This window comes from Bacillus sp. bc15 (assembly GCF_900142585.1).
GTDB lineage: Bacteria > Bacillota > Bacilli > Bacillales > Bacillaceae_G > Bacillus_A > Bacillus_A cereus.
In genome coordinates this window covers 679,698-705,816 of sequence record NZ_FRBJ01000001.1, presented here as the reverse complement: position 1 = coordinate 705,816, position 26,119 = coordinate 679,698, and the positions used below count along the sequence as shown (strand labels likewise).

Below are 26,119 nucleotides of genomic sequence, written 5' to 3'. Positions count from 1 at the left end.
ATATCAATGAAAATATGCACCTTTCCTCAGTAATATCATCAGGCATTCGCTTCTATTACAAAGATTTCTATGTCTCTACCAATTACTTTTTACATTATCCCCTTAAAAAGTAATGCTCTTAATATATTCATTATTCCCTACACTTGATATGCATGCAGGTATTGGTCTCCCCTTTTCGTTCATTGCGTTGCATCTTTTGCGCTCTCTACTTTTCAGTTAATGAAAGGGATGTTTCTTTTATCTCTTCAAATTCATTTAATAGGTACTTAGCTATCTTTTCAACTGCGGGGAAGTCTACTATTTCCTCATGTGATCCAGGGACAGAATACTTATTTACTCTTCCTTTTAATAAAGGTCCCCAATCTGTAAACAACTCTTTTCCTTCCTCAGCACTAAAGTAGAGAACTTCTCCAGAGTATGGTATTAAATCATGCTCTGCCATTATATTCAGGCATTTCCTATGAGCATTGATAACTTGCTTCAAATTGATAAGATCTGCATCAGGCGGGAGTACTCCTTCCATAATTAATCGCTCTACAAGCATATCTTGTTTATGGAAGAGGCCTTCTTCCTGCTCAGTAAAATCTCTAGGAATGAAATGCTCATATATATATGAGAGCATATCCTCCGTTGTTTTATAGTCCTGCTCTGAAGGTACTTTAGTATCCATTAGTATCAACAACTCAACTTCCTCACCTTGACTCCTTAGTACAGTTGCGATTTCATAAGCAATCGCACCGCCTAAAGACCATCCTCCAAGACGATATGGACCTTCTGGCTGAACACGTTTTATTTCTTCGATGTAAAGTTGAATTACTTCCGGCAAAGTTAACTCGTCAATTTCTTTCTTTTCTATAAGAGGATTCTGTAAACCATAAAATGAACAATGGCTCTTAAGCAATCTTGCTAGTTGAATGTAACAGAATACATTCCCCATAAACGGATGAACGCAGAAGAAAGGTCTTTTCTCTGATTCTTGTAGTGAAACTAGCGCTGCTACTGATTTCGTCATATCATGCTTATCACGAATAAGGCATGCGATTCCTTCCACTGTTGGATTCTTAATCAATGTAGACACCTTAATCTCTTTTCCAAACTTCTCCCTAATTTTTGAAACTAATTTAATTACAAGGAGAGAGTGTCCTCCTCTATTAAAGAAATCATCATTTACATAAACATCTTCTATCTGTAACACATCCTGCCAGATTTTAATCAACTGATATTCAATTTCATCCCTTGGAATGATTGGTGTAGAGAAGTTATTTTCTCTATGAATAGTTAAATTGTTCAATGCCTTTCGATCAACTTTGCCATTTGTTGTAAGAGGAATCTCGTCTACCTTAATAAAGTGAGCGGGAACCATATAATTTGGTACTTGTGTCTTGAGATACTCACGCCACTCATGCATACTAACATCTCCAACTACATAAGCAACCAATCTCTGCTCTCCTAATTTATCCTCTGTTACCAAAACTACTGCTTCTTTTACCAATGGATGCCTCTCTATACTCGCTTCAATCTCTTCAAGTTCAATACGAAAGCCCCTAATTTTCACTTGATTATCAATTCTTCTCAAGTAATCTAAATTACCATCAGGTAAATAACGAACCAAATCTCCCGTACGATATAAACGTTCTTCTTCATTAAATGGATGACGGATGAATCGCTCTGCTGTTAATTCTGGGCGATTCAAGTATCCTCTCGCTATACCTGCACCCCCAATATATAGCTCACCTGTTACACCAACTGGAACAGGTAACAAATTTTTATCTAATACATAAGTTTGAACGTTCGGCAACGGACGGCCAATTGTTACTCTCTTACTATCTTTTTTGATATGATAGCATGTTGCATCAACCGTACATTCTGTAGGACCGTATACATTATAAAAATCAATTTTTTCTGTCTCTACTAGCTGTTCCCATAATGACGGCATAATTGCTTCACCACCGACTAATATCTTACTTGGTACATGAACATCAGCACTTATTTCTAGCAATCCTCCATCTATAAGTAATTGAAGTAATGAAGGTGTCATATCAAACATTTCCAATTTATTCTCCCTAATATAGGACACAAATTGTTCCGGATTAGTGCGAACTTCACTTGGGATAATATATAAACTTGAACCATAAAGCAACATTTGTAATTGCTGAATAGATACATCAAAGGCAATTGACGCATTCAAACCGACGCGCATATTACTAGGTATGTCATGTGAGAAAACTTCTTTTTGTAAACCATAGGATAGGTTTATTACAGAATGGTGCTGTACTAAAGCCCCCTTTGGATTCCCTGTCGAACCAGAAGTATAGATAACATACGCTAAGTTTTCCCCTGTTACCTCACATATTGGTGAAAGTTTGCTTTCTTGAGAAAGCATTGCTTGGTCCCTATCTAGGCAAACTGTCTTGATGTCTTTAGGTATCCATCCTAGTAATACCTCATTTGTAACTAAAACTTTAATTCCCGTGTCTTGTAAAATATATTGCAGGCGGCTTTCTGGATTCGATGGATCCAATGGAACATAGGCTGCTCCAGCCTTCCAAATTCCCATGAGACCAACAATCATCTCAACTGATCGATCAAAGCAGAGGCCAACTAATGACTCTGTCCCAATTCCACATTTCTGTAAATGATGGGCTAATTGATTAGCTCTTTCATTCAGCTCTCGATATGTTAGTTGCTGTTTTTCATCTACTACTGCCAACGCGTCAGGTGTACGATTTACTTGCTCTTCGAATAGTTGATGAATTACATTTTGACGTGGATAGGATATAGTATTATTATTCCATTCTTCCAATAGCTTTCTTTGTTCAGCTTCCGTAATATATACTAGCTCCGATAGATTTTGATCAATGTTTTTGAGCATTTGCATTAACACTTGGTGTAAATGACCCAGCATTCGTTCAATGGTTACTCTATTAAACTTACTACGGTCATACATTAACTTTAACGATAACTGGATTCCTGGAACTACAGCTAACCCTAATGGGTAGTGGGTTTGTTCTACCCCTTCCAATTCACCAATTTCCAGATTTTCTGAAGACTCCTCTTTCACTGGATAATTTTCAAACACATATAAACTATTGAACAGCGGTATTCCTCTAGGAACTTCACTCCACCCCTGAATCTCTGTCAAAGAAGCATACTCATATTGTCTTCTTTCTATCTCTTCCTCTTGTATCTTCTGCAACCAATCTATTAATTTTATATCATCCATCAATTGAATTCGCGTCGGTGACGTTGTAATGAAAGGACCTACGATGTTTTCAACATCAATAATCTCCGTAGAACGCCCTGAGCTTGTTACACCAAAAACAATGTCATTTTCTCCACTATATCGGCTCATGAGATATGCCCATGCCCCTTGAATTACTGTACTCAAAGTAAGTTTATTGCGTTTCGCCCATCCTTGTAACGCTTGAGTCTGCTCTTCTGATAAATACGTAACCTTCTCTGTGTAACCTTTTTCTTCCTCTTTACTTTCTAAGCCCAGCAAAGTTGGCGCAGTAAAACCTTTTAGCTTCTCTCTCCAGAATTGTTCCGCCTGCTCCTTATCTTGTTCTCTTAACCATTGGATATATTTCTTATATGGTGAGGACTTAGGTAACTTCACAGCTTCTCCATTCATTCTCTTCTGATAGACTGTAAGTAATTCATTAAAGACCAATGGTAAACTCCATCCATCCAGTAAAATATGGTGATGGGTCCAAACAATCCGATATTCTTCCTCACCTTCTTGAATGACTGTTACCCGCATCAATGGTGCTTCATCAAATTGGAAGGCTTGTTTTCGATCTAATGCCAAAAAGACTTTTCTTTTTTCCGCTATCTCTTCACTTGTCATTGTACGCCAGTCTTCTTTGTTCACTTTAAATGGGATATTTTCATACACCACTTGTACAGGTTTTTCAATTTCGTCCCATACAAATGCTGTACGAAAAATTTCATGCCGCTGAATTACAGATTTCCACGCCTGCTCAAAAGTAGGAATATCCATTTCCCCTTGAATCATAAAACTCAATTGCACTATATACGGTGCAACATGTTCATCCCCTTGATCATGCAATGTGTGGAAAATCATACCTTCTTGCAAAGGTGATAGTGGATATAAATCAGTAATCTGATTGTTCTTTCCACGATGCATTTTGTTTAGTACATTTGTCAAACCTTCTTGGCTAAGATTAGCCATTGCAAAATCCGAAATGGTCAGTGCAGATTCTCTATCTGAAGATTGAATCAATCTACTCAGTTGATATAGCATATTCTGTGCAATACTTTGAATCGTTGATTTGGCAAATTGTCCAACATTGTATACCCAAGTGAACTGAAGTTTTCCATCCGTTACAACCCCAATTACATCAATTACATGCGATCGCTTGGAACCGGCAGCATGATCTAAACGCTTAAATTCGTTCTCTGGAATAAACATTGCATCGCTAGAAAACATTTGGTCAAATTGTCCAAGATAGTTAAAACTAATAGACGGTGTATATTGGGAGCTTAATGGCTCACACATTGTTGCGTTCATGTAACGCAACACCCCATAATCAACACCCTTATTAGGAATTTTGCGAACTTGTTCTTTAACTGCTTTTAATGCTGCAATTGGCGTATTAGCATTAGTAATATTTAAATGAACTGGGTAAATACTTGTAAACCATCCCACGGTTCTCGATAAATCAACATCTTCAATAATCTCTTCTCGACCATGTCCCTCTAAATCTACGCTTAATATCGGCTGTCCCGTACATGCTGCTGTAGCTTGTACCAATGCTGCTAATAATACTTCATTGATTTTGACACGGTGAGTGCTTAAAGTCTCTTGCAATAACATACGGGTCTCATTCTCGTTTAACACCACAGTAATTTCCTCAGTTACTGCGCTTACTGGATTACTTATAGTACCATCTACTGGCAGTATAACTACGTCTTGTTCAACCTGCTGCTCCCAGTAATGTAGCACTTCTTTTGATATTCCAGTTTCAGCGTAATGATGTAATTTCTCCGACCATTCTTTAAAAGATGTACTCTTCATAGGTAATTGAATTTTTTGCCCTTGGACCGCTTGCGTATATGCTGTTTGCAAATCTTCCAATAAAATTCGCCAAGAAACACCATCCACGGCTAAGTGATGAATTGTCCAAAATAATCGGCCAGTCTCCTCACCTTCATCAAAATACACCATTCTCATTAAAGGACCATCATGTAAATTCAATCTTTCTTGTGCAACATTAATCTCTTTTTGAATAACTTCATGCCAATCCGCTTCCGGCACTTCGTCTAATGAAATGACAGTCAGCATCAATTGTTCTTCAATTCCTTCATTCCACTGTTCCCAAGTCCCATTAGGTAAACGTTCATATCTTAAACGCAGGGCATCATGATGAAGTAGAAGGTTACCTGCCGCCTTTTCCAGTGATCCTATGTCCAATTTTTCTTTCGTTCTAAAGAACATGGATTGATTCCAATGATGTGGATTAGGATGATTTTGTGCAAAAAACCTTTGCTGAATAGGTGTAAGTATCGTCTCTCCAGTTATAATTCCTTGTTCAGCTTGTACACCTTGTTCTTCTTTGACTACTTGCGCCAACTCAGCAATCGTTTGGTGTTCAAATAGTTGTTTTGGTGTCAACTGTAAACCAGCTTGCTTTGCGCGAGAGACAATCTGAATGCTAAGAATTGAATCTCCACCAATTTCAAAAAAGTTATCATAAATACCAATACGTTTTGAACCTAGCACACGTTCCCAAATCATAGAAAGCTTATGTTCACGTTCATTTCTTGGGGCCGCGTAGCCTTCTTGTGTTCCTTGATAATCTGGTATAGGTAACGATTTCCGATCAACCTTTCCATTTATGGTTAGCGGGAATTCTTTCATTTCGACAAAGTAGGAAGGTATCATATGGATTGGCAGTTTTGTTTTAAGATACTCTCGCCATTCTTCTACACTACCTTCGCCCACTACATAAGCTACTAACCTCTTATCTCCCGACTGATTTTCCCTAACTATTACAACTACCTCTTTTACCAAGTCATGCTCTTGTAAAGTCGACTCAATCTCCCCAAGTTCGATTCGAAATCCTCTAATCTTCACTTGATTATCCATTCTTCCTAAGTAGTCTATATTACCATCAGGAAGATATCTCACAAGATCGCCTGTTCTATATAACCTCTCGCCTTCTTTGAATGGATGAGAAATAAATCGTTCGGATGTTAACTCTGGACGATTCAAGTACCCCTTTGCTAGACCTGCTCCTCCGATATAAAGTTCCCCCATCACACCAACTGGAACTGGCAACCTATTACTATCTAATACATAAGTTTGGACGTTAGGCAATGGACGCCCAATTGTTACTCTCTTACTATCTTTTTTGATATGATAGTATGTTGCATCAACCGTACATTCTGTAGGACCATATACATTATAAAACTGTATTTTATCAGTCTCTACTAGCTGTTCCCATAATGACGGCATAATTGCTTCACCACCAACCAGTACCTTACTTGGAACATGAACGCCATCGCACGTTTCTAACAATCCGGCATCTATAAGTAATTGAAGCAATGAAGGTGTTATATCAAAGATTTCTAACTTGTTCTCCCTAATATAAGCTACAAACTGCTCCGGATCACTTCGTACTTCATTCGGAATAATATACAAACTTGAACCATAAAGCAGCATTTGTAATTGCTGGATAGATGCATCAAAGGCAATTGACGCATTTAAACCGACATGCATGTTAGATGGTATCTCATGTTCGAAAACTTCTTTTTGTAAACCATGCGACAAGTTTAGTACAGAATGATGCTGTATCAAGACACCCTTTGGATTCCCCGTTGATCCTGAAGTATAGATAACATACGCTAAGTTTTCTCCTGTTACTTCACATTTTGGTGAAAGAATGCTTTCTTGTGAAATCATTGCTTGATCCCTATCTAGACAAACTATCTTGATTTCTTTAGGTATCCAGTCTTCCAATGACTCGTTCGTAACTAATACTTGAATTCCAGTGTCCTCCAAAATATATCGTAGACGACTTTCTGGATATGATGGGTCTAATGGAACATAGGCTGCTCCAGCCTTCCAAATCCCCATAATACTAACAATCATCTCAACTGAACGCTCAAAGTAAAGTCCAACCAATGATTCATTCCCAATCCCGCATTGCTGAAGATAGTGGGCCAATTGATTAGCTTTTTCATTCAGCTCTCGATACGTTAACTGCTGTTTTTCATCTACCACTGCTACCGCATCAGGTGTACGATTTACTTGCTCTTTAAACAGCTGATGAATTGTACTTTCCTGTGGATATGCTACAGCATCATTATTCCACTCCTCCAACTGTTTTTGCTGTAATCCTGACAATATAGGCAACTTAGCTAATGATTTATCAGGATTCTCCACGATTACATTCAACCAGTTCCCAAAATGTTCAGCCATGGATTCAATAGTTAAGCTGTCAAATAAATCAGTTCTATAAACAAAAGTAAGTAATAAACCCTCTTCCACTTCTGCAGCAGTTAAACTTAAATCAAACTTAGCGATAGGAGCATTACTTTCCATTACTTCTATATTTCTTCCATGTAGTTCTGGTAGCTTCTGTCCCGTATTTTGCAAAGTAAACATGGTTTGGAAAATCGGAGAATGGCTTATATTTCGTTCAGGTTGGATAACCTCTACAATTTTCTCAAACGGAACATCTTGATACTCATACGCCTTCAATGCTTTTATCCGCACTTGAGACAACAACTCTTGAAATGCCGGTGCATTACTTAAATCAGCGCGATAAACCAATGTATTGACAAAGAAACCAATCAGCCCTTCAATTTCTCGATAATTTCGATTTGCAATTGGGCTGCCAACAATAATATCCGTTTGTCCCGTATAACGAGCAAGGAAACTTTGATACGATGCCAATAAGGTCATGAAAAGTGTGGCCCCTTCTTGACGACTTAGTTCGTTTAATTTATCCAGTAATGAGCGCGATAACAAAACATTATGAGTTAATCCATGGTGGGTTTGCACTGGCGGACGCGGACGATCCATTGGCAACATTAAGACTGGTAACTCACCGGATAATTCTTCCTTCCAATACGCAAGTTGTTGATATAGTACTTCATCTTTCAACCATTCTCTTTGCCACTGAGCAAAATCGGCATATTGAACTGGTAGTGGTTCCAGCTCTGCTTGTTTTTCACCAATCGTATTCTCATAAAATGCCATCCATTCTTGAAGCAAGATTTCCATCGACCATCCATCTGAGATAATATGATGCATATTACACAGAAGAACCCATTCTTCTTCTGAAATTCTTATGAGTTTCCCACGGAACAATGGCCCTTTTTCTAAATCAAATGGAGATTCGACTTCAGTTTGAATCCATTGCTCCAACTTTCTTTCTCGCTCCTCTAATGAAAGCTTAGTTAAGTCCATTTGCAGAAGCGGACGGAAAACGTACGGTTGAATCTGCTGCATAGGATGGCCATCCTCTTCATAAAATACAGTCCGCAAAGATTCATGACGCTCTATCAACTGATTCCATCCCAACTCCAATGCCTCAGGTAACCAATTCCCTGTAAGACGGCATGCCATTGGCATATTATAAAGTGCACTATTAGGTGCAAATTGATCAATAAACCATAAGCGCTGTTGGGCATAAGACAGTGGAATATTTCCCCCTCGTTCCATCGGCATCAATGGTGGAATTTCTCGTTTTTCGCTCCCCTTACGTAACTGATCTATTCGTTTCGATAATGCTTCGACCGTTGAATATTCGAACAGTTCACGTACTGGCAATTTGATTTGAAAGACTTCCTGTAAGCGTGAGACCACTTGTGTAGCAAGTAGAGAGTGACCACCGAGCTCAAAGAATGAATCCTGAACATCAATGTCTCTTATTCCTAGCACTTGACTCCACACTGAAGCAATAAGTTCTTCCAGCGGAGTTCTTGGGTATACAGTATTTTCAGCGGATTGTTCACTAAGTATAGGCAATGCCTTCAAATCAAGCTTTCCATTCGGTGTAAGTGATAAAAATTCCATCTCAATAAAGTTTGTTGGAACCATGTAATTTGGTAAATGTGTTTGTAGATGTTCTCGCCATTCATGGACACTTCCTTCACCAACTACATAAGCTACTAATCTCTTATCACCTTGATTATCCTCTCGTACCAATACAACTGCTTCTTTCACAGAAGAATGTGCCTGCAAAACAGCTTCTATTTCTCCCAATTCAATCCGGAAACCACGAATTTTTACTTGGTCATCTATACGTCCATGGAACTGGAGATTACCATCAGAAAGATAACTTGCTTTGTCTCCTGTATAATAGAGACGTTCTCCTGACTTGAAAGGATGTGGAATAAATTTTTCCTTTGTAAGATCCGGACGATTAGCATATCCACGTGCAAGACTCTTCCCTCCAATATAGAGATCTCCAATTACACCAATTGGTACTAGCTGAAGATGAGAATCTAACACATAAACTTCTGTATTTGCAATCGGTCGACCAATAGATGGCGTACCTGTTGTCACCCCTACAGGTACGTAACAATCTGTGGTAACAACGGTATTTTCCGATGGACCATACTGATTAATTACCGCAAAAGGAATATCGCTAGATGGATACTGCGTTAATTGATCCCCACCAGTAATGATAAAACGAAGATCCGTTTTATCTGGCCAAGATAATTTCAAGAGTCTTTCCAGAATAGGCGTAGGTGCAAAACTAGCTGTTATTCGTGAATCAATGAGCCAGTCCCTTAGTGCTTCTGGATTAATTCTCAGTTCCTCTGTTGACAAGTAGAGTGCTGCGCCAGCAGTTAGATACGGCCAAATCTCCTGGACAGCCGAATCAAAAGCAACCCCTGCAATCTGAGTCGCACGATCCTCTGCTGAAATATGATAAACTTCTTGATGCCAAGAAACCATATTCATTAATGAGCGATTTTCAACCATGACACCCTTCGGTTTTCCTGTAGAACCAGAGGTATAAACAATATAGGCTAAGTTCTCTGGATTTATTTGACGTGTAGGTGCGATTACGCTTTCCACTGTTAGTTCTTCTAACCTCACCATTTCGACGTGTGCGAAATGTCCTTCTTGTCCTTCCGCCGTCACTACAAATTGAATTCCTGCATCTTCAATCATGTATTCTAACCTTGATTTTGGATATAACGGATCTAAAACAACATAAGCTCCACCAGCTTTTAAAATGCCTAGTAAACTTGCCATTAGCTCAGCTGACCTCGGAAGATAAACTCCTACCACTGACTCTGGGGCTACTCCCTTTCGCCGTAAAACATTTGCCAACTGATTTGCTTGTGTATCCAGTTCACCATAAGTCCACTGTTTTGTTTGATCAACTACCGCAATCGCATCCGGACGCCTTGCTACTTGCTCCTCAAATCTGTCGCAAATAAGACCCTGATGAGACATTTCCATTACAGTGTCATTCCATGTTTCTAATAACAAAGTACGTTCGGGTTCTGATAGCATGCTCAGGTCATGCAACGGATTTTGTGGGCGATGAGAAACTTCATGTAGCCATTTCTCAAAGTGTCCTGCCATCCGTTCAATAGTAGTAGCATTGAATAAATCCTTATTGTACTCAAAAGTAAAAAGTAATCCCTCTTCCGTCTCAACTGCCATTACACTTAAATCAAACTTTGCAATTGGACTATGGCTTTCTATCATTTCAATACTTCTACTAGATAACACCGGTAACTCTTGTTTCATATTTTGCAAGATGAACATAGTCTGGAAGATTGGCGAATGACTTGTACTTCGCTCCGGTTGCACAACTTCTACAATTTTTTCAAATGGAATATCTTGATATTCATACGCCTTCAATGCCTTTTGACGAACCTGATACAGTACATCTTGAAATGTCGGTCTACCACTCAAATTAGCTCGATAAACCAGCGTGTTAACGAAGAAACCAATTAGTCCTTCAATTTCTCTATAATTCCGATTCGCAATTGGGCTTCCGACCAGAATATCTTCTTGTCCCGTATAACGAGATAGAAAACTTTGATATGCAGCTAAAAGCGTCATGAAGAGCGTAGCCCCTTCTTTTCGACTAAGTTCATTCAATTTATCATGTAGCGTGCTTGGCAGAACCATAGTGTATGTCGACCCGTGATGAGTTTGTATTGCGGGACGCGGGCGATCCACAGGAAGTTGGAGTACAGGAAGCTCCCCAGACAATTCTTCCCTCCAATATTGGAGTTGTTGATCAAGCACCTCCTCCTTTAGCCATCCTTTTTGCCACTGAGCAAAGTCGGAATATTGAACCGGTAATGGTTCAAGTTCCGCTACCTTTCCATCCGTTGCTTTCTCATAAAATGCCATCCATTCTTCAAGTAGGATTCCCATTGACCATCCATCTGAAACGATATGATGTAGAGTACAAAGGAGTATCCATTCTTCCTCTCCCACGTGCAAAATACTTGTCCTGATTAATGGACCCTCTGTTAAATCAAATGGCACTTCTGTTTCTTGTTGAATTAAACGTTTAACTTCTTCTTCTTGATCTTCAGAAGAAAGCATAGTTAAATCCGTTTTCGGAATTGATTGAAAAGCATACGGTTCAATTTGCTGTACGGGTTGACCATTCACTTCTTGAAAGACCGTCCGCAGTGATTCATGACGTTCTATTAGTTGATTCCATCCCGTTTCCAATGCTTCAAGTAGCCAATTCCCTGTAAGACGGCATACCATTGGCATATTGTAAAGGGCACTATTAGGTGTAAATTGATCAATAAACCATAAACGTTGTTGGGCATAAGATAGTGGAATAGCTTCTCCTCGTTTCATTGGTATTAGTGGCGGAATCTCTCGTTTTTTATCTCCTTTACGTAACTGTTCTAATCGCTTTGCCAGTGACTCCACCGTTGTATATTCAAATAGTTCACGTACTGGTAATTCGATTTGAAAAATTCCCTGTAAACGTGACACTACTTGAGTAGCTAGTAGTGAATGACCACCGATTTCAAAAAAGGAATCCTGAACACTAATATTTTTTATTCCTAACACTTGGCTCCAAACGGAAACGATGAGCTCCTCCACTGGTGTTCGTGATGAAGTAATATCTTCACTTATGAACTGTTCTTCTAATTCCAATAATGCTTTCCGATTCACTTTACCATTTGGAGTAAGTGGCATACCTTCAATTTGGAAAAAGTATGCCGGAACCATATAATGTGGTAATTGCTTCTTGAGATATTCACGCCACTCCCCAGTATCCCCTTCACCCACTACATAAGCTACTAACTGCTTATCTCCTGGTCGATCTTCCTTCACCAACACGACTGCCTCTTTTACAGATGAGTGATCATGTAAAGCTGCTTCTATTTCTCCCAATTCAATTCGGAATCCTCTAATTTTAACTTGGTTATCTATTCTTCCAATATATTCTAAGTTACGATCATTTATATATCTAACCAAGTCACCCGTTCGATATAATCGTTCCCCGTCCTTAAAGGGATGCGGAATAAAACGTTCAGTAGTTAAATCCGGTCGATTGAAGTAGCCACGTGCTAATCCTACTCCTCCAAGGTAAAGTTCCCCTGCCACACCAATCGGGACCACTTGTTGATATTGATCTAACACATACAACTCTGTATTATCAATCGGACGACCAATCGGAATAAGCATTGGTTCTTTTTCTAAATCACAATCGTAATAAGTCACATCCACAGTTGCTTCAGTAGGACCATACAAGTTAATTAACTTTGTTTGCTGAGCATTGTAAAAGATCCCCTTAAACCGGCGAACCTGTTCAGTGTTTAACGCTTCTCCACTAGTAAAAACTTGAATTAAAGACGATACATCCCTTTTCGAATTATATAATTCCATATAATCTAAGAAAGTAGATAACATCGACGGAACAAAATGCATGGTGGACACACGGTATCGTTCAATATACTCCTCAATCACCGCAGGATCTTTCTCTCCTCCTGGTGGAAGTAAACAAACACGTGCTCCTACAAATGACCACCAAAATAATTCCCAGACAGAAACATCAAACGAAAACGGTGTCTTTTGTAGGATTGTATCCTCCTCAGACAATGGGTATTTTTTCTGCATCCACTGTAGGCGATTTATAACAGAATGATGTTCAATCATTACCCCCTTTGGATTTCCTGTCGAACCCGAAGTGTATATAATATAGGCTAAGTTATTTGCTGTTACTCCACTCACCGGAGCTAAATTACTCTCTTTAGAAATCATTACTTGATCCCGATCTAAACAAATTGCTTGAATATCTTTAGGTAACCAGTCCTGTAGTGCCTCTTTTGTTAACAGCACTTGAATTTGTGAATTCTCCAAAATGTATCTCAGGCGGTTTTCGGGATAACTTGGGTCCAGTGGGACATAAGCCCCACCTGCCTTCAAAATCCCAAAGAGACCGATAATCATATCAGGAGAACGTTCAATACATATACCAACCAATGATTCAGGTCCGATACCTCGTTTTTGTAGAAAATGTGCCAATTGATTCGATTTTTCATTTAGTTCTTGATACGTTAGCTTTCCACCCTCATAAACTACCGCCACTGCATCAGGTGTCCGTGCAACTTGTTGCTCAAATAGCTCGTGAATCATACAATCATGACCATAAACTACGTCCGTATCATTCCATTCTTCTAGGAGTTGTTTTTGCTCAGTATCCGATAACATTGACAGCTTTGTATATGATTCATCTGGATGATACGTGATTTCATTTAGCCAGTTCTCAAAATGTCCTGCCATACGTGCAATGGTACTACTATCAAATAAATCCGTGTTGTATTCAAATGAGACGAATAGACCTTCTTCCACTTCATAGGCAGTTAAGCTCAAATCAAATTTAGCAATAGACATATTACTTTCTACCATTTCAATACTTCTATCAGGCAAATCTAGTCGTTCTTGTTTTATATTCTGTAGCGTAAACATGGTCTGAAATATAGGGGAATGACTCATGCTTCGTTCAGGTTGCACAGCTTCTACCACTTTTTCAAATGGTATATCTTGATATTCGTAAGCTTTTAACGCCTTTTTCTTTGTTTGGTTCAAAATCTCCCGAAAGGTAGGGGTGCCACTCAAATCTGATCGATAAACCAACGTATTAACAAAGAAACCAATTAATCCTTCTACTCCCTTATGGTTCCGATTTGCAATCGGGCTACCAACTAGAATATCTTTTTGTCCTGTATAACGAGCAAGAAAGCTCTGGTATGCGGCCATTAAAGTCATAAATAAAGTAGATCCTTCTTGTCGGCTTATATCCTTCAATTGACTAAGCAATTTATAAGGAAAAATTACATGATGCGTAGCCCCAGAGTAAGTCTGCTTAACCGGTCGAGGTCGATCCACTGGCAGTTGTAAGATAGGAAGTTCACCAGACAATTCTTCCTGCCAATACGTAAGCTGACGATTTAGCACATCACCTTGCAACCACTCCTTTTGCCACTTCGCAAAGTCTGCATATTGAATGGATAATGAACTTAATTTAGCAGGATTTCCACCCATTTCTTCTTCATAGAAAGCAAGTAATTCATTCATGAATATACCAATGGACCAAGCATCAGAAATAATATGATGCATCGTACACAGTAATAACCATTCATCCTTCTCTAATTGAACAAGCTGATTACGAATTAAAGGACCATTCATTAAATCAAATGGTTCTTGCGCTTCTCTCGCAATTAAACTATCTACCTCTTTTTCTTTTACTTTTAGAGGAAGTTGAGAGTAATCCCTTACAGGTAATGCTCTAGGAAGAAATTCGAGAATTTGTTGCACAGGCTGTTCTCCTACTTCTTTAAAAACAGTTCGTAATGATTCATGACGTTCAATGAGTCGATTGAATCCCTTCTCTAATGCTTCAGGTATCCAATTTCCTTTTAGATGCCATACTGTTGGAATATTATATAAAGAACTGTTTGGGTTAAATCTGTCCATAAACCACAAACGTTGTTGCGCATAAGACAACGGGAGTGCTTCTTTATTCTCCTTTTTTTGCATTTGCTTCTGAAGCCATGCTCTCTTCTCAGGAGAAAGTGAACTCAGCTTTGCAAGTAAATCACTTCTCATTTTTTTACCCCTTCCTCAATCAAATTACTCTCGAATATCCCTTGTGCTTCTTCCTCTGATAGCTCCTCTAATTGCTTAAGTAGTTCCAGTAATTCTTCATCATTACTCACTTCTGCTTCTTTTTGAATATAGTCTTGAAGACTTACATTCTCTTTACTATCATTCTGCATTTCTTGATTTTTGTTATAGAGCAATTGATCAATCTGTTCTGCCAATTGCTGCACCGTATGAAACATAAATAAATCATGCAATGGTATCTCGATTCCAAAAGCCTCTTTAAGATTGGAAACAGCTTGCGTAGCAAGTAATGAATGTCCACCAATTTCAAAAAACGAATCCTGAATTCCGATGTTTTCCATACCTAAAACTTCATGCCATATCGAAACAATTGTTTTTTCCGTAGACGTACGAGGAGCAATATAACCACTTGCTATCTCCTGTCTCTCTGGTGCTGGTAAGGCCTTCCTATCAATTTTCCCATTAGGAGTGAGTGGAAATGCATTTAATCCAACAAAATAGGCTGGAATCATATAATTTGGTAGTTGATCCTTGAGATAATCACGCCACTTTTGAGCATCCCCGTCTCCTACAACATAGGCGATCAAACGTGGATCGCCAGGATAATCTTCCCGCACCATCACAATAGCTTCGCTAACTAATGTATGCTTTTGTAATACCGCCTCGATTTCTCCTAGTTCAATCCGGAATCCACGAATTTTCACCTGATGATCAATTCTTCCAACATACTCCAAATTTCCATCCGGCAAATACCTTACTAGATCTCCAGTCCGGTATACTCGCTCGTCTTCTTTAAACGGATGCGGTATAAATCGATTTTTCGTTAAGTCAGGGCGTTTTAAATATCCACGTGCTAACCCTGATCCACCAATGTATAGCTCACCAACTACACCAATTGGAACCATTTTTTGTTCAGCACTCAATACATATACTTCTGTATTGAAGATTGGTTTACCGATTGGTGGTACCCTATGCATGACACCCTTTTCTAATTCCATATACGTGGAATACGTAGTATCTTCAGACGGTCCATATAAGTTGAACACCTTCTCAATCGTACTTCTCTCGTATAAATCTTGAACAAGCGGATATGGTAACGGTTCTCCAGCCAAATTTATTACCTTTACTGAAGAAGGAATTGTTTTTGCTCGAACCAGTTCCTTTGCTGCCGATGGCACAGTATTAACCAAAGTCACACCTTTGGTAGACAACTTGTCTAGATGTAGAGCATTTTCAGCGACAATCACCTTACCACCCATCGTTAAGGGAACAAATACTTCAAAAACGGATAAATCAAAAGATAGTGAAGTTGAAGCTAATACTCCCGCTAATTCCTTTCGAGAATACGTGTGATACGCCCAATGAATCATTGTTACTGTATTCCTGTGCTCAATCATTACTCCCTTTGGATTTCCAGTGGAACCTGAAGTATAGATAATATAGGCTAAGTTATCGCCCGTCACTTCACTCGTGCATACCGTAGTAACTTCCTGTTCTATTTCTGCTCGATTACGATCAATACAAATGACGTTGACGAATGTAGGTATAACCATTTTTTGTTGTAACTTTTCCTGTGTCACCAGTACCTTTATTTGAGCATCTTCTAAAATGTACTGCAGTCGACTTTCCGGATACGCTGGATCAATTGGGACATATGCTCCTCCCGCCTTCATAATTCCTAAGAGACCGACAATCATCTCGGATGAACGTGTAACGCAAATCCCAACTAATGATTCGCATGTTACACCATTTTTTTGTAAATAATGTGCCAACTGATTTGAGCGTTCGTCCAACTCTCGATATGTTAGTTCTTCATCTTCGCACACTACTGCAATTGCTTCTGGTGTTTTTTCCACTTGTTCTTCAAACATTGTATGAATCGTACTATCTTCTATATCTATAACGGCTGATTCATTCCATTCCTCTAGTAGTTGCTTATATTCTACTTTCGATAACATATTCAGTTCTGATAGTATACATTTTGGATGAGAGACAATTTGATTTAACCAATGTTTAAAATGACTTGCCATACGTTCAATGGTTGTATCATTAAACAAATCAGTATTATATTCAAAGGTTAGTGATAATCCTTCTTCCGTCTCAGAAGCAAATAAACTCAAATCAAATTTGGCAACAGAAGCATGGCTTTTCATGAGTTCCATTTGTCTTTCAGATAGCTGAAGAAATTCTTGTTTCGTATTCTGTAAAGTAAACATAGTTTGGAATATTGGTGAATGACTTGTATTCCGTTCAGGTTTTACGGATTCTACCACTTTCTCAAATGGGATGTCCTGATACTCGAATGCTTTTAGCGCTTTTTTTCTTACCTGCGACAATAGTTCTTGGAACGTCGGATTTCCACTGAAATCAGCTCGATAAACTAACGTATTTGCAAAGAATCCTATTAATCCCTCAATCTCTTTCACATTTCGATTAGCGATTGGGCTTCCAACTATAATGTCGTCCTGTCCTGTATAACGAGAAAGGAAGCTTTGATACGCTGCCATCAATGTCATAAATAAAGTGCATCCTTCTTGCAAACTTAAATCTTTGAGCTTTTCCTGTAAGGAATTCGCCACTATTAAGGACTGACTTGCACCACGATGGGTTTGAACTGCAGGTCGAGGACGATCCATCGGTAATTGTAAAACCGGTAGTTCCCCAGATAATTCTTCCTTCCAATATTGAAGATGCTGATTCAAACTCTCCTCTTTTTGCCATTCCTTCTGCCACATGACAAAATCTGCATATTGGATAGATAACTCCTTCAATTCCACTGGTTTTCCGGTTAGTGCTCCTTCATAAAAAGCCATCCATTCTTCAAGTAAGATTCCCATTGACCATCCATCTGAAATAATATGATGCATCGTACAAATGAGAACCCATTCTTCCCTGTCCACTTTTAATATTCGTGTTCGAATCAGAGGACCTTGTCCAAAATGAAATGGTTCCTCCGCCTCGTTTTGAATAAGGCGTTTCATTTCTCTTTCCCTATCTTCCAAAGAAAGATCTGTTAGATTCGTTTGAGGAATATGCCTGAACACATGAGATTGAACCTGTTGAAAAGGTTCACCCTCTTGTTCTAGAATTGTCGTCCTTAATGATTCATGACGCTCCAACAATTGATTCCATCCGACCTCCAATGCTTCAATTGACCATTTACCTGTTAAGCGACACGCTGCATGAATATTGTACATAGCACTATTTGGCATTAATTGATCAATAAACCATAGACGTTTCTGCGCATAGGAAAGTGGGATAACTTCTTCTCGTTTCATAGGTACAAGAGGAGCAACCTTTCGTTTTTTATCTTCCTTTCGTAACTGATCCACTCGTTTCGCCAATGCTTCCACTGTATCGTGCTTGAAAAGTTCACGTAATGGAATTTTAATTTGGAACAGTTCTTGCAATCGAGAGACGATTTGAGTAGCAAGTAGTGAGTGCCCACCACGTTCAAAGAAGGAATCCTGAATGCCAATATTTTCTGTTCCTAACACTTGACTCCAAACCGAGGCAATAAGCTCTTCCGATGGCGTCCGAGGTAGCACATTTAAATCTTCAATAGCTTGCTCATCAGGTGCTGGCAAGGCCTTTCGGTCAATTTTCCCATTCGGAGTAAGCGGGAAATGTTCTAACTCTATAAAGTGCGCTGGAATCATATGATTCGGTAATTGGTTTTGTAAATACTCTCTCCACTCTTCGGTATTTCCATCGCTTATTACATATGCAACCAATCGTTGATCACCTGGACGATCTTCTCTAACTAATACGACAGCCTCTTTAATAAACGAACATTTTTCTAAAGTTGCTTCAATTTCTCCTAGTTCAATCCTAAAACCACGCATTTTGACTTGATGATCCATTCTACCTATAAATTCTATATTTCCATCATTTAGATATCTTACTGAATCTCCTGTTCGATATAGTCGTTCCCCCAATTGAAATGGGTGCGAAATGAATTTTTCAGCAGTAAGATTCTGACGATTTAAGTATCCACGCGCTAAACCAACACCACCAATATATAACTCACCTTCAGTTCCTATTGATTGCAAGCGTTGATTTTGGTCTAATACATATAATTGCGTGTTCTGTATTGGCTTCCCAATAGAAACAAATTCTTGATTAGGCTGAATATCAAATGCATTCACATAAATAGTGGCTTCAGTTGGCCCATAAAAGTTGGTTAATTTCACTTGTCCACTATAATCCCATTTCTGTTGAAAACGTCTAACTAACCCTGAACTTAGTTCTTCTCCACCAGAAAATACATGGCGTACGGACGAACAATTCATGTTCAATTCAATATGATTGAAGTAATCTAAGAAAACAGATAACATCGAAGGTACAAATTGAACTATAGTAACCTGATGTTGTTTAATCACTTCAGCTATAATAGAAGGATCTTTTTCTCCACCTGGAGGTAGGAAAGATACACTTGCACCAACGTGAATGCCCCAAAACAATTCCCAAACAGAGACATCAAATGAGAATGGCGTTTTCTGCAAGACCACATCTTTTTCAGAAAGCGGATATTTATGTTGCATCCATTCTAGATAATTAATTACTGAATGATGCTCAATCATTACTCCCTTTGGATTCCCTGTAGATCCTGAAGTATACATAACATACGCTAAATTTTCTCCTGTTACACCACTTATACATGGGGTTGTTTCTTCTTTTTCAATTGCAGTGTAATCTTTATTCATACAAATCGTTTCTATATTTTCAGATACAAACAAATTTTTAGAATTCTCTTCCGTCACTAGTACTTCGATTCCAGCATCCTCTAATATATATCGAAGTCGACTCTCTGGATAAGTAGGGTCAAGTGGAACATACGCTGCTCCTGATTTTAGAATACCTAATAACGCTATCATCATTTGTAATGAACGTTCCATATATACCCCAACTAGAGACTCTGGGCCTACACCATGCTTTTGTAAATAATGAGCTAACTGATTTGCACGCTTCTCCAACTCTTTATAGGTAATTTGTTCATTTTCGTAACTAGCCGCGATTGCTTCCGGTGTTTTTTTTACTTGCTCCTCAAACATCGTATGAATCATGCCTTCAGCCGAATAATTAACTTGAGTATGATTCCATTCCTCTAGTAACTGTATTTGTTCTTCTTCTGTTAAATGAGTAATTTCAAATAGTTTTGAATCTAGGCTCTTCGTCATCTGAATTAATATTTGCAATAAGTGATTCTGAATCCGATTTATTGCTTCTTCATTAAAATAGCTTCGATCATACATCAACTTTAAAGTAATTTTCTTACCGGGCATTACAATGAGTGTTAAAGGATAATTTGTTTGTTCCGTGCTTTTAACATCTAGTAATCTTAAATCATCATTTCTCTCACCTTGAATTGGATAATTTTCAAACACATACAAGGTATGAAATAAGGAGCAATTTCGCGGAACCTCACTCCAGCCTTGAATATCTATCAACGAATTATACTCATACTGTCTTCGTTCCATTTCTTTCATTTGTATTTTACGAAGCCAATCTACTACTGATGTATTATCCGTTAATCGAATTCTGGTAGGTAATGTGTTAATAAATAGCCCCACCATATTCTCTGCTCCTATTAAATCAGTAGGACGTCCAGCGCTAGTTACGCCAAATACGACGTCACTGTCACCGCTATACCTACTCATCAAATAAGCCCATGCACCTTGTACTAACGTATTCAACGTTAATCGATTATTTCGTACCCACTTTTGTAAACTCTCAGTAAGTTCCTCAGATACTTGATAAGCACACTCTCCATAACCCTTCTCTTGTCCTTGATCCTTTCTTTCCATTGCTAATGGAGTAGGTGCATAGAACCCTTTTAATTCTTCTTTCCAAAATTCCTCTGCTTGACTTTGATCTTGTTTATTTATCCATTGAATATATTTTTTATAAGGAAGAGATTTAGGAAGATTCAACAATTTTCCCTTTATCATCTTGAGATAAACTTCCATCACTTCACTAAAGACCAATGACACACTCCATCCGTCTAGCAAAATATGATGATGTGTCCAGATAATTCTCGTTTCCTCTTTTGCTTCTTTAATCGCAGTGACTCTCATCAATGGTGCTTCATCCAATAAAAATCCTTTTCTACGATCTACATTCAAAAACTGTTGTAATTTCTTCGCCCTTTCCTCATGTGGATGGGTGCTCCAATCCTCTTGATGAATAGTAAAAGGAAGACGTTGGTAAACCGCTTGTAATGGCTTTTCTACTTCCTCCCACACAAATACTGAACGTAAAACCTCATGTCGATTAATAACATATTCCCAAGCCTTTTCAAAAATATCAACATCCAATTGCCCCCCGAGCAAGAAACCTACTTGTACAATATAGGAAAAAGAATGTTCATCATCTTGATCGTATAAAGTATGAAACAGTATTCCTTTTTGCAAAGGTGATAAACCATATATATCAATAACGTCTCCCATTTTTACACCCTCTTCTTTGTTAATTTAAGTAATACTTTGCTCAAGCTTTCTTCCGTAAGATCCTCTGCATCAGCAAAATCTGATACCGTAAAAGCAGACTCTGTTGTTGGTTTATTTATAAGTTGACGGAGATGCCTTAACATACCATCTGCTATCAATTGAATTTTCAATTTAGAAAACTGTTCTCTACTATACATCCAAACAAAATGTAACTTTTCATCTTTCACCATTCCGATAACATCAATTAGATGAGATGGTTTGGAATCTGGAGCATGATCTAAAAATGTAAATCCTGTCTCTTGCATAAACAAAGAGTCCCTTGAAAACACCTGATCAAATTGGCCCAAATAGTTAAAGCTTATTGAAGGCTTTTGCTGATAAAACGGAAGTAATCCTTTATTCAAGTAACATAAAATACCATAGTCAACTCCGCGATTTGGAATTCGACGTAATTGTTCTTTGACAGCCTTTAACCCTTCAATAGGTGTTTGAGTTCCTTGAAAATTGAGATGAACGGGATAAATACTCGTGAACCAGCCCACTGTCCTTGATGAATCAATACCTTCAATCATCTCTTCTCTTCCGTGTCCTTCTAGATGAATAGAAACGGTTTGCTGATTTGTACAATCGACGATAGCTTGTCCTAATGCCGTTAATAGTACCTCATCAATCCTTGTCTTATGAGTGACTAGAACTTCGTGTAACAATGTTTGTGTTTCTTCTATTCCTAAAGTCCTCGTCACTTGATCAATCGATTCTTCTGTTGTTTCTTGTATTGGATAGTCCATTGGAATTTTCATCGTTTCTTTTTCTACTTGTTCATTCCAATAATTTTGTACTTCTTTTGAAATACCCGAATCACTGTATGTCTGGAGTCGTTCAGACCACTCTTTAAAAGATGTACTTTTCGCAGGTAAGCGAACTTCTTGACCTTGTTTCATCTGGTTATATACCACCTGTAAATCTTCCAATAGAATCCTCCATGACACTCCATCTACTACTAAATGATGAATCACCCAGAATATTCGATCATTTCTAGTCAAGTTATCTTCAAAGTACACTACTCTCATTAACGGACCATTAACTAAATTGAAACTAGCTTGATTAATGTTCATCTCTTCTTGTATTATTTTATTCCACTCTTTTTCATTAACTTGATTACGTTTTACAACATGGAGTACTGACAGCTCATCAGTCCCTTCATTTCTCTGCCTCCACGTTCCGTTTGGTAACTGTTCGTACCGGAAACGTAAAGCATCATGATGTTTCAGTAAATTTAATATCGCTCCCTCTAGTAATTTCACATTCAATCTTTCTTTTACTCTTAAAAGCATTGATTGATTCCAATGCTCTGTATGTGGATGTTCTTGCTCGAAGAACCAGCACTGAATTGGAGTAAGAGGCACATCACCTATCACAATTCCCTGCTCCGCTTGTACTCCCTGCGTTTCTATAGCCACTTGTGCCAGCTCAGCGATAGTTGGGCATTCAAACATTTGCTTTGGAGTAAGTTTTAACCCCACTTGACTTGCTTGAGATATGATTTGAATACTGAGAATCGAGTCGCCACCAATTTCAAAGAAATTATCATAGATTCCCACCTTTTTAACACCTAATACTCGCTTCCAAATGGTAGTCAGTATCTGTTCGTTACTATTCCGAGGGCCAACACATTCACTATTAATCTGCTTTTCCTCTGGCATAGGTAAGGCCTCACGATCAACTTTACCGTTAGCTGTAAGTGGAATAGCTTCCATCGCCACAAATCCCGAAGGAACCATATAACTTGGTAGTTTCGCTTTAAGATACTCTCTCCACGCATCTACATTTCCATCTCCTACAACATATGCTATTAATCTTTTATCGCCCGGCTGATCTTCTCTTACAATTACAACTGCCTCTTTTACATATGCATATGTATGTAAAGTAGACTCAATTTCCCCAATCTCAATTCGGAAACCACGTATTTTAACCTGATGATCAATTCTTCCACGATAATCTAGATTCCCATCTGGCAAATACCTCGCTAAGTCTCCTGTCCGGTATAATCTTGCTTTCAGATCACTACTAAATGGATGAGATATAAAACGCTCTGCTGTTAATTCAGGTCTATTTAAATACCCACGTGCAAGCCCTGCCCCGCCAATATAAAGTTCACCATCGACACCTATAGGAACAGGTTGTTGATAAGCGTCTAGTATATACACTTCTAAATCGGGAATCCGCTTTCCAATATTACTTCTTGAAGCATGCTGCACATCATCTAGAGTAATTGGATAATATGTAACATGAACTGTAGTTTCTGTAATTCCATACATATTAATTAACTGTGGGTTTTTCTCCCCATACCTTTGAAACCACGGTAACAAGCTAGTAGGTTCTAACGCTTCTCCACCAAATATCACATAACGCAGCTGCAAATTTTTATTCTTATCTTCTTGTTCACACACTCGTATTAATTGTCGAAATGCGGAGGGTGTCTGATTTAGAACTGTGACTTCTTCCTCCACCAATAATTGATAAAAATCCTTAGGTGATCGACTAATCCAGTACGGAACAACAACTAATTTTCCACCATATAATAATGCTCCCCAAATTTCCCATACTGAGAAATCAAATGCATACGAATGAAAAAGCGTCCAAGTATCTTTTTCATTAAACTGATACCAACAATCCGTCGATTTAAATAACCGAATGACATTGTGATGCTCTATCATAACGCCCTTTGGATTTCCCGTTGATCCCGAAGTATAGATTACATATGCCAGATTTTGGGGACCGACACTAGAAACCGGCAAAGTCTTACTTTCTTTCCCAATCTCATCTTGATCACGATCCAGGCAAATCGACTCAACATTTTCTGGTAACCAGTTCAATTCTTTTAAACTTTCTTGCGTTACGAATAACTGAATGCTAGCATCTTCTAAAATATATTGAAGTCGTTGCTCTGGATATGTTGGATCAAGTGGGACATAAGCCCCACCAGCCTTCAAAATCCCTAAAATACCTACAATCATCTCGTGGGAACGTTCAACGCACAGTCCAACTAAAGTATCAGGTCCTACTCCTTTTTTCTGCAGATAATGAGCTAACTGGTTTGCACGTTCATTAAGCTCCTTATAAGTAATTTTTTCTTTTTCATACGTAACTGCAATAGCATTTGGATAAATCATCGCTTGCCGTTCGAACATTTCATGAATAGTTACTTGAGGCGGGACATCCAGTTTAGGATTGTTGAACTCAACTAAACTTTTTCTTTTATCTTCCTCAGAAATGATTTCTATTTCAGCCACCTTCTGCTTTTGGTTTTCAAAAGTGTTTTCCATTATCGCTAACATCACGTTAAAAAACTGTTTTATCTCTTCCTTAGAAAATAGCTCCTCACGATAATCAATATGTACATGTAAAGAGTCTATATCAATTAGATTTTCAATATGCACTGCAAAATCTTGTACTTCTTCACGGTTTGGAATCCATAGTGAGTCACCACTTTCATCACGATCCCTATAATCAATCGTAGTTCCGAAAAGTCTCACATTACTGTTATTCTCTTTATTAATCCGCTTTAATAACAAATCAAATGGATATTTCTGATGTCTTAATGATTTACTTTGTTTTCTGGACACCCTACTAATAAATGAAAGTACTTCTTCTTCTGGATCAATATCCATTCTTAAAGGAACTGTACTCACCATCATTCCAATCAATTTTCGTTCCATTTTAGTCATACGGTTGCCGTAAGCCATTCCTAAACCAATATTAAGCGATGAGGTCCACCGATACATGGACAACGAGAAAGCAGCAACAAAAAGGGTGTATAAACTAAATTTGTAATCTTCAGAAAATTTTTCTATCTTTCTCTTCAAATGCTCCGTTAATATAAACGTCTCACGTGATGCTTTGGTACTAACTTGGTACGTATTATAAGGCTTCAATCCAGTCGCAGATGGCAGTGTTTTAAATTCCTCTAACCAGAATTTTTGATCTTTTTGAAAGCGACTACTATTCAAGTATGTTTGTTCATTGGTCAGAAATTGAACATATGAATTTTTAATTTCGCCTTCTTCATTCTCGTTATGCATGTCATAATAATATTTTGCAATCTGCTCAGTAAATATTTGAATTGATAAACCATCCATAATAATATGATGAACATTTCCAAAGACTGCACATTCATTATCGTTTAATTTTATTAAAGCGAAATAGTATAAATTTGAATTAAATAATGTAAACGTTTCTTTTGTTTTCTGCTCAATCCATTCCTCAAGTAAATTTGTATTCTCCACATTACTGAAATCAAAAAACTCAAATTCTTGTTCTTCATGTTTAATAAAATATTGTTTCGGTTCCTGATGCCCATTTTCTTTTAACCTAATGCACAGACCGTCATTTTCACTGATAACGCGATTCACAACTTGGTTTAATTTTGAATAATTCATTTTTCGATGAAGTTTAAATAAAAATCTTAAATTACATATTCCTTTATCAGAATGAATAACTTCTGTATACCATATTCTTCGCTGCGGATGGCTTAATGGATAACATTCCTCATTGGTCATAAAAA

Annotated in this window: 3 protein-coding genes; all 3 read right to left on the bottom strand. The window is 38.1% G+C overall.

Features of this window, described 5'->3' with window-relative positions:
• Window positions 1-205: 205 nt before the first annotated feature.
• From BUA87_RS03515 to BUA87_RS03505, 3 genes are read right to left on the bottom strand one after another with little or no spacing between them, the layout of a single operon-like run.
• Entirely contained in the window at window positions 206-15,088 is a 14,883-nt protein-coding gene (locus BUA87_RS03515; RefSeq protein ID WP_072938442.1) for a non-ribosomal peptide synthetase, read from the bottom strand.
• Window positions 15,085-21,555 carry a non-ribosomal peptide synthetase gene (locus tag BUA87_RS03510; protein ID WP_072938439.1) on the bottom strand — a complete coding sequence of 2,157 codons (6,471 nt, stop codon included), beginning with the start codon at window positions 21,553-21,555 and terminating at the stop codon, window positions 15,085-15,087. Before BUA87_RS03510 ends, BUA87_RS03515 begins: the two co-directional genes overlap by 4 nt.
• A 2-nt stretch (window positions 21,556-21,557) precedes the next feature.
• Entirely contained in the window at window positions 21,558-26,114 is a 4,557-nt protein-coding gene (locus BUA87_RS03505; protein WP_072938436.1) for a non-ribosomal peptide synthetase, read from the bottom strand.
• Window positions 26,115-26,119: the final 5 nt, after the last annotated feature.

Bases quoted from the DNA above. Each gene is read 5' to 3' on its own strand.
- BUA87_RS03505 (WP_072938436.1), bottom strand. From the start codon at position 26,114: ATGACCAATGAGGAATGTTATCCATTAAGCCATCCGCAGCGAAGAATA.
- BUA87_RS03515 (WP_072938442.1), bottom strand. From the start codon at position 15,088: ATGAGAAGTGATTTACTTGCAAAGCTGAGTTCACTTTCTCCTGAGAAG.
- BUA87_RS03510 (WP_072938439.1), bottom strand. From the start codon at position 21,555: ATGGGAGACGTTATTGATATATATGGTTTATCACCTTTGCAAAAAGGA.